This window comes from Gaetbulibacter aquiaggeris, from assembly GCF_044003965.1.
Classification (GTDB): Bacteria; Bacteroidota; Bacteroidia; order Flavobacteriales; family Flavobacteriaceae; genus Yeosuana; species Yeosuana aquiaggeris.
Genome location: NZ_JBAWKC010000001.1, coordinates 949,235 through 965,120 on the forward strand (window position 1 = coordinate 949,235; position 15,886 = coordinate 965,120).

Here is a 15,886-nt window from a genome sequence, read left to right on the forward strand (position 1 = left end):
TTCAGAATAAAAAAATGAAAACGAACTTTATTCACGACAATTTTTTATTAGAAAATAAATATGCTGAAGAATTATATCATAACTATTCAAAAAATCAGCCTATTATTGACTATCATAATCACTTACCTCCTCAACAAATAGCAGAAGACAAAATTTTTGAAAACTTAACCAATGTATGGATAAACGGAGACCATTATAAATGGCGCGCAATGCGAACTTTGGGTGTGAATGAAAAATTCATTACAGGAAATGCTTCTGATAAAGATAAATTTTTAAATTGGTCTAAAACCGTTCCTTATACCATGCGCAATCCTTTATATCATTGGACGCATTTAGAGTTAGCCAGATATTTTGATATTTATGATTTGTTAAATGAAAGGTCTAACGAAAAAATCTGGGAAGAGACAAAAGAAAAATTATCATCAAGAGATTATAGTTGTAGACAATTACTTCAAAAAGTGAATGCTGAAGTAGTATGCACTACTGAAGATCCTACAGATCCTCTAGAACATCATCAAGCACTTGTAAAAAGCGATTTTAAGGTAAAAGTAAGTACAGCCTTCAGACCTGACAAAGCAATTCTAATAGCTGCTGATGGTTATAATGACTATATCAATTCATTAGGATTGGCTGCAGATATGTCCATTAATTCTTTTGAAGATTTATGTGATGCTTTAAGAAAACGCATTGTATATTTTGATACCAATGGTTGTAAACTCTGCGATCATGGCTTAGATCAAATCTATTTTGAAAATTACACCGAATCTGAAGTGAAATCTATTTTCTCAAAGAAAAGAGAAGGTAAAGAACTTAATAGTAAAGAAGCATTAAAATTTCAAAGTGCTATTTTGGTATTCCTGTGTGAAACTTACCATGAATTTGGATGGGTACAGCAATTCCATTTAGGGGCTTTAAGAAATAATAATGCACGCATGCATCGTATTTTAGGACCAGACACAGGTTGGGATTCTATTGGTGATTATCCGCAAGCCCAAAAACTATCAGCTTTTTTAAATGCTTTGGATAGTAAAAATAAATTAACAAAAACCATTATTTATAATCTAAACCCTGCCGATAATGAAGTCATGGCTACTATGATTGGCAACTTTAATGATGGTAGCATAAAAGGGAAAGTGCAATTGGGATCAGCGTGGTGGTTTCTTGATCAAAAAGACGGGATGACCAAACAATTAAATGCGCTTTCTAATATGGGGCTCATTAGTTGTTTTATTGGAATGTTAACAGATTCCCGTAGTTTTTTATCATTTCCGCGTCATGAATATTTCAGACGTGTTTTATGCAACCTTTTAGGAGATGAAATTAAGCGTGGTGAATTACCAAATGACATGGAATGGATTGGTAAATTAGTGTCAGATATTAGTTATAATAATGCAAAAGAATATTTTAAATTCTAAACTAAACAATAAAAAAATAAGTAATGAGTAGAGTAGTGACATTTGGTGAGATCATGTTGAGGTTAGCACCACAAGGGTTTTTAAGATTTTCACAGGCAGACAACTTTGATGTTGTATATGGAGGCGGCGAATCTAATGTGGCAGTGTCTTTAGCCAATTATGGAATTTCAGTAGATTTTGTAACCCGTTTACCAAAAAATGATATTGGTGAATGTGCTATGATGGAAATGCGTAAGCGAGGAGTAGGTGTAGACAAAATAGTATGGGGAGGAGACCGTTTAGGGATTTATTTTTTAGAAACGGGAGCTGTATCAAGAGGTAGTAAAGTTGTTTATGACAGAGCCCATTCAGCCATGGCTGAAATCAAATCAGGAATGGTGAATTGGGAAGAAGTCTTTAAAGGCGTAGAATGGTTTCATTGGACAGGCATAACCCCGGCAATTTCACAAAGTTCAGCAGATGTCTGTTTGGAAGCAGTAAAAACGGCCAGTAAAATGGGTGTTACTATTTCAACAGACTTGAATTACAGAGCAAAGCTTTGGAAATACGGCGGTGATAGAGAAGCTATTATGACTGAATTAACGTCTTATTGTGATGTGATTTTAGGGAATGAAGAAGATGCAGAGATGCACTTTGGAATCAAGCCAGAAGGTTTAGCGGTTCAAACACATGGACACGATGTGAAGGCTGAAGCCTTTCTATCGGTATGCCAACAAATGATGGCAAAATTTCCAAGAGCAAAAAAGGTTATTACTACTTTAAGAGGCTCAATATCAGCATCCCACAACACCTGGGCAGGTGTTTTATATGACGGAAAGAAAATGTTGGAAACGCGTCAGTATCAAATCACAGATATTGTAGATAGAGTAGGTGGCGGTGACAGTTTCATGGGCGGATTAATTTATGGGTTGTTAACCTATCCGGATAATGACCAAAATGCCTTAGACTTTGCAGTCGCAGCATCCTGTTTAAAACACACTATAAAGGGAGATGCGAACTTAGTCACAGTAGATGAAGTAACAAAACTTATGGGTGGTGATGCTTCAGGTAGAGTAGCAAGATAAAACAGAAATACTTAAAAGAAATGGCTCAATTTACAAGAATAGAAGTGGCCCAGGCGATGAAGGAAACAGGCATGATTCCTTTATTTTTCAACAGGGATTTAGAGTTAAGTAAGCATATTTTAAAAGCTTGTTATGATGGCGGCGCAAGACTCATGGAGTTTACGGCGCGTGGTGATTTTGCACATGAAGTGTTTGGTGAGTTAACAAAATACGCTATAAAAGAATTGCCAGGAATGATAATGGGAGTGGGTTCTGTAACTGATGCGGCCGCAGCTTCACTTTACATGGCATTAGGAGCAAACTTTATTGTAACGCCAGTATTAAGAGAAGACATTGCTATAGTATGTAACCGTAGAAAAGTATTATGGTCACCAGGATGTGGAACCTTGACAGAAATAGCCAGAGCTGAAGAGTTAGGTTGTGAGATTGTCAAGTTATTTCCCGGAGATATTTATGGACCACAATTTGTAAAAGGGATTAAAGGGCCACAACCATGGACCAGTGTGATGCCAACTGGAGGCGTATCACCAACAGAAGAAAACCTAAAAGCATGGTTTGATGCCGGAGTCACTTGTGTGGGTATGGGTTCCCAATTAATATCAAATGATATTATTAAAAATAAGGACTATTCAAAACTTGAGCAAGATGTAAAAAATGCACTTGCTATTATCAAGACGGTAAAGAAATAAGAAGTTCAAAAAAATAAATAGATTAATAATTCGACAAATTAAACTAAACAAGCATAATTATGATTGAAACTCAAAAGATAGGAAACTATCGTTACAGGATTTTAGGGCTTTTAATGTTTGCCACAACGATTAACTATTTTGATAGAAGTATCATTGGTGTATTAGCTCCAACATTAGAAAAACTGTTTGGATGGACTAATAGCGATTATGCTTATATAATGATTTCTTTTAAAGTAGCATATGCTCTTGGTATGCTTTTAATGGGTGGAGTTATTGATCGTTTAGGAACGAAAAAAGGATATACCTTATCAATTGCCATATGGAGTGTTTTTGGTATGATGCATGCATTGGTTCGCCCTGGATTTAGTGTTATCGGTTTTGCTGCAGCGCGTTTTGGTTTAGGTTTTGGTGAATCTGGAAACTTTCCGGCAGCTATTAAAACTACAGCAGAGTGGTTTCCAAAAAAAGATCGTGCATTTGCAACGGGTCTGTTTAACGCAGCTACAAGTATAGGTGCAATTGCTGCACCCTTTGTTGTTGGATGGATTGTACATGAAGATGGTAAAAACTGGCAAATTCCTTTTTTAATTACAGGAGTATTAAGTGCACTCTGGGTATTTCTTTGGTTTAAAATGTATAAAAAACCAGAAGTTCATCCTAAAGTTTCAAAAGAAGAATTGGCATATATTCAAAGTGACTCAGAAGCAGAAAATGAAGAAAAATTACCTTGGAAAGCAGTGGCAAAAAAACGTCAAACTTGGGCGTTTGCAGTAGCAAAAACAACAGATGCCGTTTGGTGGTTTTATCTTTTCTGGGGAGCCAAGTTTTTAGCAGAGACTTTTGATGTAAACATTCATAATATAGCACTTCCATTTTTTGTTATTTATATCATGGCAGATGGTGGAAGCATTTTAGGAGGCTATCTTTCTGGGGTTTTTATTAAAAAAGGATGGACTATAAATAAAGCTAGAAAAATCACATTGCTAATTTGTGCTTTAATTATATTACCAGTAGCATTTGTAGCCATCACAGATAATAAATGGTTGGCGGTTTTCTTAATAGGTTTAGGTGCTGCTGGCCATCAAGCTTGGTCTGCCAATATTTTTACATTGGCTTCGGATGTCTTTCCAAAAAAAGCAACCGCTTCGGTTGTAGGAATTGGTGGAATGATTGGAGCAGTGGCAGGTATCGTTGCAGATGCCGCTTTGGGTTCTGTTTTGGACCAAGCAGGCAATACTGGATACTTTTGGGCATTTCTTGTGGCAGGTTCGTGTTACTTGGTGATTCTTGGGATAGTACATTTATTAATGCCAAAAATGACACCACTTGATGAAAATTTAAAACTAATCACTGAGTAATTAATAAAATTTTCTTGTTACATATTTATTAAGTAACTATAAAATCGCTTAAAAGGGCGAGAGAATAAAAATGAAAAAATTAAATAGAAAAAATCTTGGATTAGAAGAAACATTTCCAATAAAAATAGTGCAATTTGGAGAAGGAAATTTTTTAAGAGCTTTCATAGGCTATGCATTTCAAGAATTGAATAAAGCGGCTAGTTTTAACGCTGGAATTGCAGTTGTGCAACCCATTGAAAGGGGTTTGGTAAAAATGCTAAATGAACAAGATGGCTTGTATACCTTGTTTATGAAAGGCGTTAAAAAGGGTAAAGAGATTCAGGATATTGAGTTAATTTCAAATATTGCAAAAGGTGTAGATCCATACAGTAATTTTGATAAGTATTTAAGTCTAGCAAAAGAAGAGTCGTTAGAATTTATTATTTCCAACACTACAGAAGCCGGTATAGCGTACGTCAGTTCAGATAAGCCTGAAATGCAACCGCCAAGTTCTTTTCCAGCAAAATTAACAGTGCTTTTACATGAAAGATTTAAACATTTTAAAGGGGATACCAATAAAGGACTCACAATTATTCCTTGTGAGCTTATTAATCATAATGCTGAAACTTTAAAAGAAATTATTTTGAAGTATGTGTCGGATTGGAAATTAGGAGATGATTTTAAAACGTGGATTTTAGAAAGTAATTCCTTCCATAGTACATTAGTCGATAGAATTGTTCCAGGATACCCTAAAGATGAAATCGAAGCTTTTAATGTGCAGTTAGATTATTCAGATAATTTAATAGTTGCTGCTGAGGCCTTTTTACTTTGGGTTATTGAAGGAGATGCTAAACTTAAGGCGAAATTACCCTTTGACAAAACTGGTTTAGATGTTAAAATTGTGTCTGATATGCAACCTTATCGTACTAGAAAAGTACGAATATTAAATGGCGCACATACTACTATGGTTCCATTTTCATTATTATATGGAAATACAACAGTAAAAGAAACTGTCGATAATTCTTTTACAGGAAGTTTTATAAATGCTGCAGTTTTCGAAGAAATTATTGAGACACTTCAAATGGACAGAGCGGAATTAAATAGTTTTGCCGATGAAGTTTTAGACCGTTTCAGAAACCCCTTTATAAAACATAAATTAGCAGATATAGCATTAAATTCAATTTCAAAATTTAAAGTACGTGTTTTACCTAGTATTTTAGAGTATATAAATATTCATAATAAGCTTCCCAAGCATTTAATATTTGGTTTTGCCTGTTTAATTAGATTTTATAAGGGTAATTGGCACGGGGAACGTTTACCTGTTAATGATAGTGTTGAAATTGTCAAGTTTTTTAACCAAATATGGAGGTTAGATGATTTTTCTGAAATATCAAAAGCTGTACTTAAAAATACTGAGTTTTGGGGTCAGGATTTAACTGAAATAAAAGGCTTAACTAATGCTATTACTATTGCACTAGAAGAAATTGAATCAAATGGTATTGAAATTGGATTTGCCAATTTTAGTAATAAAATATAAATTAAAGAAAGATTGATATGCTCAAGAAGTTGTTAAAAGTTCATCCGTCAGATAATGTTGCCGTAGCTTTAGTAAATTTAGTAGCTGGAGACATTATTAATTTTAATGATGAGGATATTTATGTATTATCTGATGTTAAAGAAAAGCATAAAATAGCGCTTGACACTTTTAACGTTGGAGACAGGATTATTATGTATGGTGTTTTAGTTGGAAAAGCGGCATCCATTATCAAAAAAGGAGATGTTCTTACATTAAATAACGTAAAACATGAAAGCGAAAAAGTGTTTGGTAAAACTGAAACAACTGGTTGGACCGCTCCAAATGTTGAAAAATGGAAAAGCAGAACATTTTTAGGTTATCACAGAGCAGATGGTCAGGTTGGAACCGAAAATGTTTGGTTATTTTTTCCGCTGGTATTCTGTGAAAACAGAAACATAGAAACACTTAAGGAAATTTTTGATAAGGAACTTTTAAAACAAAAAGTAAATCCTCATCAGGAATTACTTCGTTCACTGGTAAATAATGGCACTGCTGTTACGGCTGTTACCAGTAGCTCTGTCAATGTATTTGATAATATAGATGTAAAATTTATTACACATCCCGGTGGTTGTGGAGGTATTAGACAAGATTCAGAAAGTTTAGCAAAATTATTGGCTGGCTATGTCAATAATCCTAATGTTGCTGGAGCTACGGTATTGAGTTTAGGTTGTCAAAATCTTCAAATAAATATTTTTAAAGATGCTTTAAATAAGATTAACCCAAACTTAAAAAAACCAGTTCTAATTTTTGAACAACAAAAAATGGGAACTGTTGATGAGATGCTAAGTACCATAATCAAAGAATCTTATGAAGGTATAAAAGAGGCAAACAAAATTCCAAGAACTCCAGCACCTTTATCGAAACTATCTATTGGATTAGAATGCGGCGGCTCAGATGGGTTTTCTGGAATATCCGCCAATCCAACTTTAGGTCATACTTCAGATTTAATAGTGGCGCTAAAAGGAACAGCTGTTTTAGCTGAATTTCCGGAATTATGTGGTGTTGAGCAAGAATTAGCTAATAGATGTGTGGATGAGGAAAAAGCAAATAAGTTTTTAGAATTAATGAAAGCTTATGAAAAATCAGTTGTAGATGCAGGTTCTGGTTTTGATATGAATCCATCACCTGGGAATATTAAAGATGGTTTAATAACAGATGCAATGAAGTCTGCAGGAGCGGCTAAAAAAGGTGGGACATCACCTGTTGTGGATGTTTTAGATTATGGCGAATATTTATCTAAATCTGGATTTAATTTATTGTGTACTCCAGGGAATGATGTTGAAAGTACAACAGCTATGGTGGGTTCTGGAGTGAATATAATTTTATTTACTACTGGATTAGGTACTCCAACGGGTAATCCCATTGTACCTGTAATAAAAGTGTCTTCAAATACAGATTTGGCATTAAGAATGCCTGATATTATTGATATTGAAACTGGAGCCATTATTCGTGGAGAAAAAACCATTGAAACAATGGCGGAAGAAATGCTGGAATTGATTATAAAAGTGGCAAGTGGGGCTGTAAAAACGAAAGCAGATATATTAAATCAAAATGATTTTATACCTTGGAGACGTGGTGTTTCTTTATAAAAGAATTACTTTTTATTTAAAGCGTCTCTTCTTGATGAAGATTTTCTAATATGGAGTTTTGGCGTTAATACAATCTTTTTTTCGGTAGTTATGTGTGCCCCATTGTTGACTTGTTCTAAAAATACTTTCGCAGCTTGTTTTCCCATTTCTAATGGAAATTGGTCTATTGATGTTATAGACAGTTCCATGAACTCTGTGAATGGTTCATTACTAAATCCAACTACACAACATTCTTCTGGTATTTTAATTCCTTGAGATTTTAATTCTTGAACCGCTCCAAGAGCACTCCAGTCGCTTGAAGAGAAAATAGCATCTGGAGGATTTTTCATGCTTAATAATTTTTTGGTTGCTTTTCTACCTTCTTCTATATTACTTTTTATTTCAATCACTAAGTTTTCATCAAATTGAATTCCATTGTCTATTAAGGCTTGTTTGTATCCTAAAAAACGATCTTTAAAGATCTCAAATAATCTATCATTTGATAAATGAGCAATTCTTTTACATCCTTCATCAATTAAATGTTGAGTAGCTTTGTAGCCTGCTTCAAAATCATTAACCGTAATAGAACTTACACCCTCAATATTTTTTTTCCTGTCAAAAAATAATAAAGGAATGTTTTTTGCCAATAATCTATTAAAACTGGCATTTTTTTCAATGCTAACATTTGAAATTGACATTAAAATACCATCTACCTGTGCATTTAATAAGGTATTAATATTTTCAATTTCCATTTGTTCGTTATTATATGTCTGACATATAATTACATGATACCCTTGTGAATATAATTCTTCTTCAATTCCTCGAATAATGGATGCAAAAAAATTACTATCAATACGTGGTACTATGACACCCACATTATAACTTTTACCACTTTTAAGAGCTTGAGCAAGTTTGTTTTGCTTATAATTCATCTTGGCAGCCGTCTCTTGAACAAGGATTCTAGTTTTTTCGCTAATTTTCGCATTGTTATTTAATGCTCTGGAAACAGTCGCCGCAGTAATATTTAATTTTTTAGCTATATCGTATATAGTAATTTTATGACTCATTGGAAATTGTTCTTATTTTAATTTCGTAAAAATACATTTTTTAAGTAAAAAATTATTTGTTATTTGTATTATATAAAAACAATTAAATGTAATCGATTACAAGTAAATATAAAATAATAATTTGATAATTTAAGCATGATTTAAATATTAATTCGTCAAAATGACAAAATATTTATTCAGGATAATAAGCTAAATGATAAATATTTTAGAAAATGTATTATTAGTTTTATATAAATAAATAGTTTTCGTTCAAGACAAATATTTGGTAAAGTATGCAAGATTTTTGGGTTAATTAGTGCAATTTTTACTTATTTAGAACCTAAATAAATAGAACAAAAGGTTGTTTAGTTTGAATTTTTTTATTACGTTTGTGTAATCGATTACAATTTTCTATTTAAAAAAAAGTTTTATTCGGAAAATCATAATTAAACTAAACTAACATTTAAACAATTGTTTCAATGCAAAACTATTTCACGTTTAAGCTTAATCGTTTTTTAAAAATACAGTTAAGCCACAAAAAAAGCAATCATAGATTGACTTTATTAATTTTTGTTTTTTGTTTTACTTTCCTAAGTTCGTTTGCACAAAGTGTTTCAGTAAATGGTGCGGTTTCAGAAGAATCCGGTATGCCTTTACCTGGTGTTAATATTATAGAAAAAGGGACACAAAATGGAACTGTTACAGATTTTGATGGTAATTATTCAATTAAGCTAACTAATGCTAATGCTATATTAGTGGTTAGTTATATTGGTTTCATTACTCAAGAAATTAATGTAGCTGGCAAAAAGGTAATAAATGTTGTGCTTCAAGCTAATTTAGAATCACTGGATGAAGTGGTAGTCATTGGCTATGGAACAGCTAAAAAATCAGATTTAACTGGTTCAGTGGTCACTATTGGAGGTGATGATTTGAAAAAGCAATCCATTTCAAGCGTTGCTGAAGCCTTAACAGGGCGATTAGCTGGGGTTCAAGTGACATCTTCCGAAGGGTCTCCTGATGCAGAAATTAATATTAGAGTACGAGGTGGAGGATCATTAACACAGGATGCATCACCATTAATCATTGTTGATGGATTTCCCGTGAACAGTATGGGGGATGTGTCGCCATCTGATATTGAGAATATTTCAGTATTGAAAGATGCATCTTCTACGGCTATATATGGGTCTAGAGGAGCAAATGGCGTTATTATTATCACAACAAAAAGTGGTAAGGATGGAAAAATAACGGCTAATTTCAATACGTTTTACGGTGTTAAAAAGATAGCCAAAATTATCGATGTACAACAACCTCAAGATTTTGTGAAATGGCAATATGAATTTGCGTTATTAGAAGATGACTTGGCATCTTATGAAAAATATTTTGGCCAGTGGCAAGATTATGATCAGTACCAAGGGATGCAAGGCAATAATTGGCAAAAACAAATCTATGGTCGAATGGGTGAGGTTCAAAGTAGGGATTTATCAATAAGAGGTGGTTCTGAAAAAATTAATTTCAATTTTAACTATGCTCATTATGACGAAAAAACAATAATGATAGGTTCAGATTTTAAAAGAGATAACTTATCATTTGCTTTGAAAAATAAAGCTACTGAAAAAGTTGATATATCATTAACCTTCCGTTACTCTGACACAGAGATTAATGGAGGTGGTGCTAATGAACAAAATGAAGTGTCGTCAGCAGATGCACGCCTAAGACATAGTGTTGGGTATTCACCTATTCCATTGCCAGGCTTAACAACTGATGATACCGATGAAGCCCTTTCAAGTTATTTGGTGAATCCGTTTGTAGCAGTGGATGATAATCAACGTTTACAACTCAGAAAAAACTTTAATATGGTTGGAAGTTTTTCTTGGAAAATAATAGACGACCTTAAATATCAAATGGATTTAGGACTTGATAATCGTAATGATTTAGATTATCGTTTTTACGGACGTTCAACTTATTACGCAAGGAATAGACCGGCGGCAGAAAATCAAGGGTTACCGTCATTATTGATGAGTGACGAAAAAAGGGAACGCTTTAGAAATGCGAATACCTTTAATTATGATTTTGAAAAAATATTAGGTGAAGATCATAGTTTAAAACTTCTTTTAGGGGAAGAAATGATTATTTCGCGTACCAATGAAGTCACTAGTGAAATTCAAGGGTTTCCAAAGTTTTTTGACTTTGATACTTCTAGAAAACTTACAAGTCAAGGAATACCGCTAACAGTTGACAATTATTATAGTCCAGACGATAAATTATTATCATTTTTTGGACGTGCCAACTATGATTATAAAAATCGTTATCTATTAACTGCTACATATCGAGCAGATGGTTCTAGTAAGTTTTTAGGTAATAATCGTTGGGGTTATTTTCCATCAGCTGCAGTAGCTTGGAAAATTTCTGAAGAAGACTTTTTAAAAGACTCTTCTTGGCTCAATTTGCTTAAAATTAGATTAAGTTATGGAGAAGCAGGTAATAATAATATACCATCCGGACAAACAGTACAGAATTTTGAATCGAAAACTACTACATATATAAATGATGTTTCAAATTATTGGGCAGCATCAAGCACTTTAGCAAACCCAGATTTGAAATGGGAAACCACGGTCACTCAAAATGTTGGTTTAGATTTTGATTTTTTCAATGGTCGCTTAAATGGTTCTGTTGAAGCATATAAAAATGTGACTAAAGACCTGTTAATTAATTTTCCTGTACCAGGAACTGGTTATCTAAGTCAATATAGGAATATGGGAGAAATACAAAATTCAGGTTTTGAAGCCTCAATAAATTTTGCCGCCATCAGTAAAAAGGATTATGGTTTAAGTTTTGCCTTCAACGTTGGTTTCAATAAAAACAAGATAAATTCTCTTGGTGTGATGGATGATTTCGGTGCTAATACTAACTGGGCTTCAACGCAAATAGGAGATGATTATGTGGTAAGAGTTGGTGAGCCTTTAGGGTTAATGTATGGATATCAGAACGATGGTCGTTATGAGGTATCAGATTTTGATTTTGATTCTGGTACAGGCACTTATACGTTAAAATCTGGTGTGGTAGATAATAGTGCTGTTGTTGGTAGTGTTATGCCTGGTACTATGAAATTAAAGGACATAAATGGTGATGGTTTAGTTACTGTAGATGATAATACTGTTATTGGAAATTCGAATCCAATAAATACAGGCGGATTTATCATAAATGCATTTGCTTATGGATTTGATTTTTCAGCTGCCTTTAACTGGAGTATAGGTAACGACATATATAACGCAAATAAAATTGAGTTTACAACCTCAAATCCAAACGGACAATACAGAAATTTAAGTACTATCATGTCTGATGGTAATAGATGGACTAATTTAGATCCAGCGTCGGGTCAATTAGTATCTGATCCTGCCCAATTGGCGGCAATTAATGCGAATACTGCCATGTGGTCACCATACATGCAAAGATTTGTCTTCAGTGACTGGGCTGTTGAAGACGGATCCTTTTTAAGATTGAATACACTTACATTGGGTTATACAGCTCCAGAATCAATACTTTCAAAAATTGGTGTTACAAAACTAAGGTTTTACGCTACCGCTAATAATGTTTTCATTATTACAAACTATTCTGGTCTTGATCCTGAGGTTTCTACAAGAAGAAAGACGCCTCTTACTCCTGGGGTGGATTATTCACCATTTCCACGCAGTAGACAATTAGTCTTTGGTTTAAACCTCAATTTTTAATTAAAACATTTATTAGAAGATGAAACATATAATAATAATTTTTGGAATAATAATCGCAGGGCTTTTTAGTTCTTGTCAAGAAGTTAGTGCCGATTTTTTAGAGGCACCAGCAAAATCAACTTTAGATGAATCCGTTATTTTTTCAACACCAGGATTAGCTAGAGGAGCTGTTGATGGTATTTTAGAACCTATGGGACAAACAAACTCGTATAGAGGTCGTTTTATTCCTTTTTATGGATTTAATACAGATACTGAATGGAATTATAGTTCAGATGAAGTCGGAAGTTCTCAAGGAGAACTTATGATTTATGATGCTAAACCAAATAATTCTCAAATGAATTCTACGAATAATGCATGGGCTATGATGTACTTAGGTATTGAACGTGCAAATATTTGTATAAGAGGATTGCGTACGTTTGGAAGTCCTGAACCAGATACTGAACTTGGACAGCTTTTAGGTGAAGCTTTAACATTAAGGGCTATTTATTATGCTGATTTAATGAAAGCCTGGGGAGATGTGCCAGCGCGTTTTGAGCCTATTAACTCAGAAACTATATATTTAGAAAAATCAAGTCGCGATATCATTTATAAGCAGATAATTCAAGATTTGGAAGAAGCTTCAACATTGGTAGCTTGGCCTAATGAAAATGCTACTACTACAAGTGTAGAGAAAATAAATAAGGCTTTTGTAAAAGCTTTCAGAGCGCGATTAGCTCTGGTTGCAAGTGGTTATCAGCAATATCCTGATGGCGTTAGAAGGAGTAATGATTCAGATCTTTCTGTTGAGAACATGTATAGAATTGCACTAGATGAATGTCGTTCTGTAATAAATAGCGGTACTGTTCATTTAGAGTCTTCATTTGAAGCCTTATGGAAAAGCTATAATGAAGAAAATGTAACTGCAGGAAGAGAATCATTATGGGAAATCCCATTTGCTGATGGGCGTGGGCGTGTATTGTTTTCATTTGCCGTACGTCATCGCAGTGTTGATCAATATACTGGTCAAGCCAGAGGAGGTATTGCAGGTCCTCTTCCAACAGTTTTTTATGATTATGATCAGACAGACACACGTAGAGATATAACATGTGTTCCTTATCAATGGGGAACAGCCGTTAATGGAATTTCTCAACAGGAGTTAGTCGGATCTGATACCTGGTATTTTGGAAAGTATAGATACGAGTGGATGACACGTTTCGTTACATCAACAAATGATGATGGTGTCAATAAAATGTATATGCGTTATGCAGAAGTGCTTTTGATGGCTGCTGAGGCTGCCAATGAATTAGAAGGACCTGCTGCCGCTGCACCCTACTTAAAAGAATTACGCGGTAGAGCGTTTGACCCTTCAGTTCGTGCAGAAAAAGTAGATAATTACGTGAATGCATTAACGAATAAACAAGACATGTTTAATGCAATCGTAAATGAACATAAGTTTGAATTTACGGGAGAAATAGAGCGTAAACAAGCACTTATTCGTTGGAATTTGCTAAAAACAAATTTAGATGAAGCCAAAGCAAAAATGATTAATTTCAGGAATCGTACAGGAGAATATGCAGATGTGCCTACGACTTTGTATTACAAATATAAGGGGGATAATGAATCATTAGATATTTATGGACTTAATAGAGGAGAAAATGTTGATCCTGGTGTAGAATATTCTGCATTTGGATGGAATTCTTTAACTGACGATCAGATAAATTCTATATACAAAGTAGGAGTTAACCCAGATGAAAGACAGTTCTGGCCTATATGGCAAGTATTTATTGATGGAAGTAATGGAAAATTATTTAATGATTACGGCTATTAAGAGCATATAAATATTAATAATAAGTTATTATGACTATGAAAACAAAGTATATATTAAAAGGATTATTTATAACATTTCTGACGTTCACTCTCGTTGGTTGTGGCTATGATACTGAGGTGATTGATGAGCTGGTAGTTAGTAGAGAATTTGCTCCCGTCGCACTTACAGCAAGAGTTAGAAATCAAACAATTGTAGAATTAAACTGGACTGTTGATAAAAATATAGACCATTATGTAGTTGAATTTAGTGCAGATGATCCTGATTTCAACACTATTTTTAAAAGTCTTGATATTGATGCAACAGAATTGCCTATTCAGGTAGCATTAGAAGGAGAAACGGTTTATTCAATAAGAGTTAAGGCTATAAGTGCGAGAGGATTGGAAGATTCTAAATGGGCACTTGAACAGGCAACAACATTAACAGAACAACTTATGCTGCCTGCTCAACCTGGTGATATTGGGGCAACTGAGGCAACTTTAAGATGGGTAGCAGGAATTAACGTAACACAAATTGTTCTACAACCAGGTGATATCACACATGATATTACGGCACAAGAACAAATAGATGGCGTCGCTTTAATAACTGGGTTAATAGGTGAAACAGATTATACGGCTATTTTGTATAACAATACCAAAGTAAGAGGAACAGCAACCTTCACTACAGGAATTGATGTTGGTGATAATACATTAGTGTTACCTACTGATGATTTATTTGCTATGATAGCTGCTGCCGCACCAGGAGATATTTTGTTATTAGAACAAGGAGATTACACTTCACAGACTGGAACAATTACTTTAGATAAATCAATTACTATTCAAGGGTTACGAACAGATTTTAAACCACTTTTAAAAGTTAGTTTTGCGATTGTTTCTGGTGCCTCTGATGTAAATATAATTGATTTAGACCTTACTGGTGATGTACCTTTAGCTCTTACCGATGTTGTAAGATATACTGGTGCAGGTAACTATAACTCACTTTTAGTAAAAGGTTGTAATATTCATGATTATGATAGATCATTTATAGCGGGTAATGTTACTGACGCTATAGTACAGTCTGTTACAGTCGAAAATTGTATTGTAACTAACGTACTTACCAATGGGGGTGATTTTATTGATTTTAGAAATTCTGACGCACTAAATGTGAGTGTTTCTAAAAGTACATTTAATAATTGTGCACCTGCTCGTGATTTTTTCAGACTTGATGATGCGGGTACTTCAACTCAAACAGGGTTAACCTGTAACGTATTATTAGAAAGTTGTACTTTATACGGTGTTTCTAATACGGCTGACAGGATCTTATATGTTAGATTTCAATTAAATAAAATTACTGTTAAAAATAATTTGTTTGCAGAAACAACGGCCTATTATTCAAATCAAAGTAGAACGGACCCAACTCCTACGTTTTTAAATAACAATTATTTTAATGCACCGGGATTTTTTGATTCTGCGCAAACTGTGTATGATGGTTCTGGAACTTACACGACCTTAGATCCAGGTTTTGTAAGCGCAACCACTGGTAATTTTAAGATAACAAATCAAACTTTAATTGATAATAATGTGGGTGACCCTCGTTGGTTACAATAAAAGTATCCAAAAAAAAATAATTAATAGCAAAAAAAAGAGGTATGCAAAAAAAAGCATACCTCTTTAAATATAT

At 33.9% G+C, this 15,886-nt stretch carries 10 protein-coding genes; 9 read left to right on the forward strand and 1 reads right to left on the reverse strand.

The genetic code is table 11. The annotated features are described in order from the left end of the window. Window positions 1-14 precede the first annotated feature (14 nt). From uxaC to V8G56_RS03970, 6 genes are all read left to right on the forward strand, one after another. Window positions 15-1,415, forward strand: coding sequence for a glucuronate isomerase (gene uxaC / locus V8G56_RS03945; protein ID WP_395437158.1), 1,401 nt, complete (start codon window positions 15-17; stop codon window positions 1,413-1,415). A gap of 23 nt (window positions 1,416-1,438) precedes the next feature. Next, the gene (locus V8G56_RS03950; protein WP_395437159.1) at window positions 1,439-2,479 is read left to right on the forward strand and encodes a PfkB family carbohydrate kinase; all 1,041 of its coding nucleotides are present in this window, start codon (window positions 1,439-1,441) and stop codon (window positions 2,477-2,479) included. 20 nt (window positions 2,480-2,499) lie between these two features. Then, window positions 2,500-3,168, forward strand: coding sequence for a bifunctional 4-hydroxy-2-oxoglutarate aldolase/2-dehydro-3-deoxy-phosphogluconate aldolase (locus tag V8G56_RS03955; RefSeq protein WP_395437160.1), 669 nt, complete (start codon window positions 2,500-2,502; stop codon window positions 3,166-3,168). Window positions 3,169-3,227: 59 nt separating this feature from the next. Beyond that, a complete protein-coding gene (locus V8G56_RS03960; protein ID WP_395437161.1) occupies window positions 3,228-4,526 on the forward strand; it encodes an MFS transporter in 1,299 nt (432 codons plus the stop codon). A gap of 70 nt (window positions 4,527-4,596) precedes the next feature. Beyond that, window positions 4,597-6,042 (forward strand): tagaturonate reductase, encoded by a 1,446-nt coding sequence (locus V8G56_RS03965; RefSeq protein ID WP_395437162.1) that lies wholly within the window; start codon window positions 4,597-4,599, stop codon window positions 6,040-6,042. A gap of 17 nt (window positions 6,043-6,059) precedes the next feature. Further along, window positions 6,060-7,670, forward strand: a complete 1,611-nt coding sequence (locus V8G56_RS03970) for a UxaA family hydrolase (RefSeq protein ID WP_395437163.1) — start codon at window positions 6,060-6,062, stop codon at window positions 7,668-7,670. Between the two features lie 5 nt (window positions 7,671-7,675). Here V8G56_RS03970 and V8G56_RS03975 read toward each other — a convergent pair whose 3' ends face one another. Then, window positions 7,676-8,716 carry a LacI family DNA-binding transcriptional regulator gene (locus V8G56_RS03975; protein ID WP_395437164.1) on the reverse strand — a complete coding sequence of 347 codons (1,041 nt, stop codon included), beginning with the start codon at window positions 8,714-8,716 and terminating at the stop codon, window positions 7,676-7,678. 533 nt (window positions 8,717-9,249) lie between these two features. Here V8G56_RS03975 and V8G56_RS03980 point away from each other — a divergent pair. From V8G56_RS03980 to V8G56_RS03990, 3 genes are read left to right on the forward strand one after another with little or no spacing between them, the layout of a single operon-like run. After that, window positions 9,250-12,423, forward strand: a complete 3,174-nt coding sequence (locus V8G56_RS03980; protein ID WP_395437165.1) for a SusC/RagA family TonB-linked outer membrane protein — start codon at window positions 9,250-9,252, stop codon at window positions 12,421-12,423. A 19-nt stretch (window positions 12,424-12,442) separates the two neighbouring features. Then, on the forward strand, window positions 12,443-14,230 hold the full coding sequence (locus V8G56_RS03985) for a RagB/SusD family nutrient uptake outer membrane protein (protein ID WP_395437166.1): 1,788 nt from the start codon (window positions 12,443-12,445) through the stop codon (window positions 14,228-14,230). A gap of 35 nt (window positions 14,231-14,265) precedes the next feature. Continuing rightward, the gene (locus V8G56_RS03990) at window positions 14,266-15,813 is read left to right on the forward strand and encodes a DUF5123 domain-containing protein (RefSeq protein ID WP_395437167.1); all 1,548 of its coding nucleotides are present in this window, start codon (window positions 14,266-14,268) and stop codon (window positions 15,811-15,813) included. The last annotated feature ends 73 nt before the right edge of the window (window positions 15,814-15,886 follow it).

Coding starts and splice junctions, on each gene's coding strand:
- uxaC (WP_395437158.1), top strand. CDS start 15: ATGAAAACGAACTTTATTCACGACAATTTTTTATTAGAAAATAAATAT.
- V8G56_RS03950 (WP_395437159.1), top strand. CDS start 1,439: ATGAGTAGAGTAGTGACATTTGGTGAGATCATGTTGAGGTTAGCACCA.
- V8G56_RS03955 (WP_395437160.1), top strand. CDS start 2,500: ATGGCTCAATTTACAAGAATAGAAGTGGCCCAGGCGATGAAGGAAACA.
- V8G56_RS03960 (WP_395437161.1), top strand. CDS start 3,228: ATGATTGAAACTCAAAAGATAGGAAACTATCGTTACAGGATTTTAGGG.
- V8G56_RS03965 (WP_395437162.1), top strand. CDS start 4,597: ATGAAAAAATTAAATAGAAAAAATCTTGGATTAGAAGAAACATTTCCA.
- V8G56_RS03970 (WP_395437163.1), top strand. CDS start 6,060: ATGCTCAAGAAGTTGTTAAAAGTTCATCCGTCAGATAATGTTGCCGTA.
- V8G56_RS03975 (WP_395437164.1), bottom strand. CDS start 8,716: ATGAGTCATAAAATTACTATATACGATATAGCTAAAAAATTAAATATT.
- V8G56_RS03985 (WP_395437166.1), top strand. CDS start 12,443: ATGAAACATATAATAATAATTTTTGGAATAATAATCGCAGGGCTTTTT.
- V8G56_RS03990 (WP_395437167.1), top strand. CDS start 14,266: ATGAAAACAAAGTATATATTAAAAGGATTATTTATAACATTTCTGACG.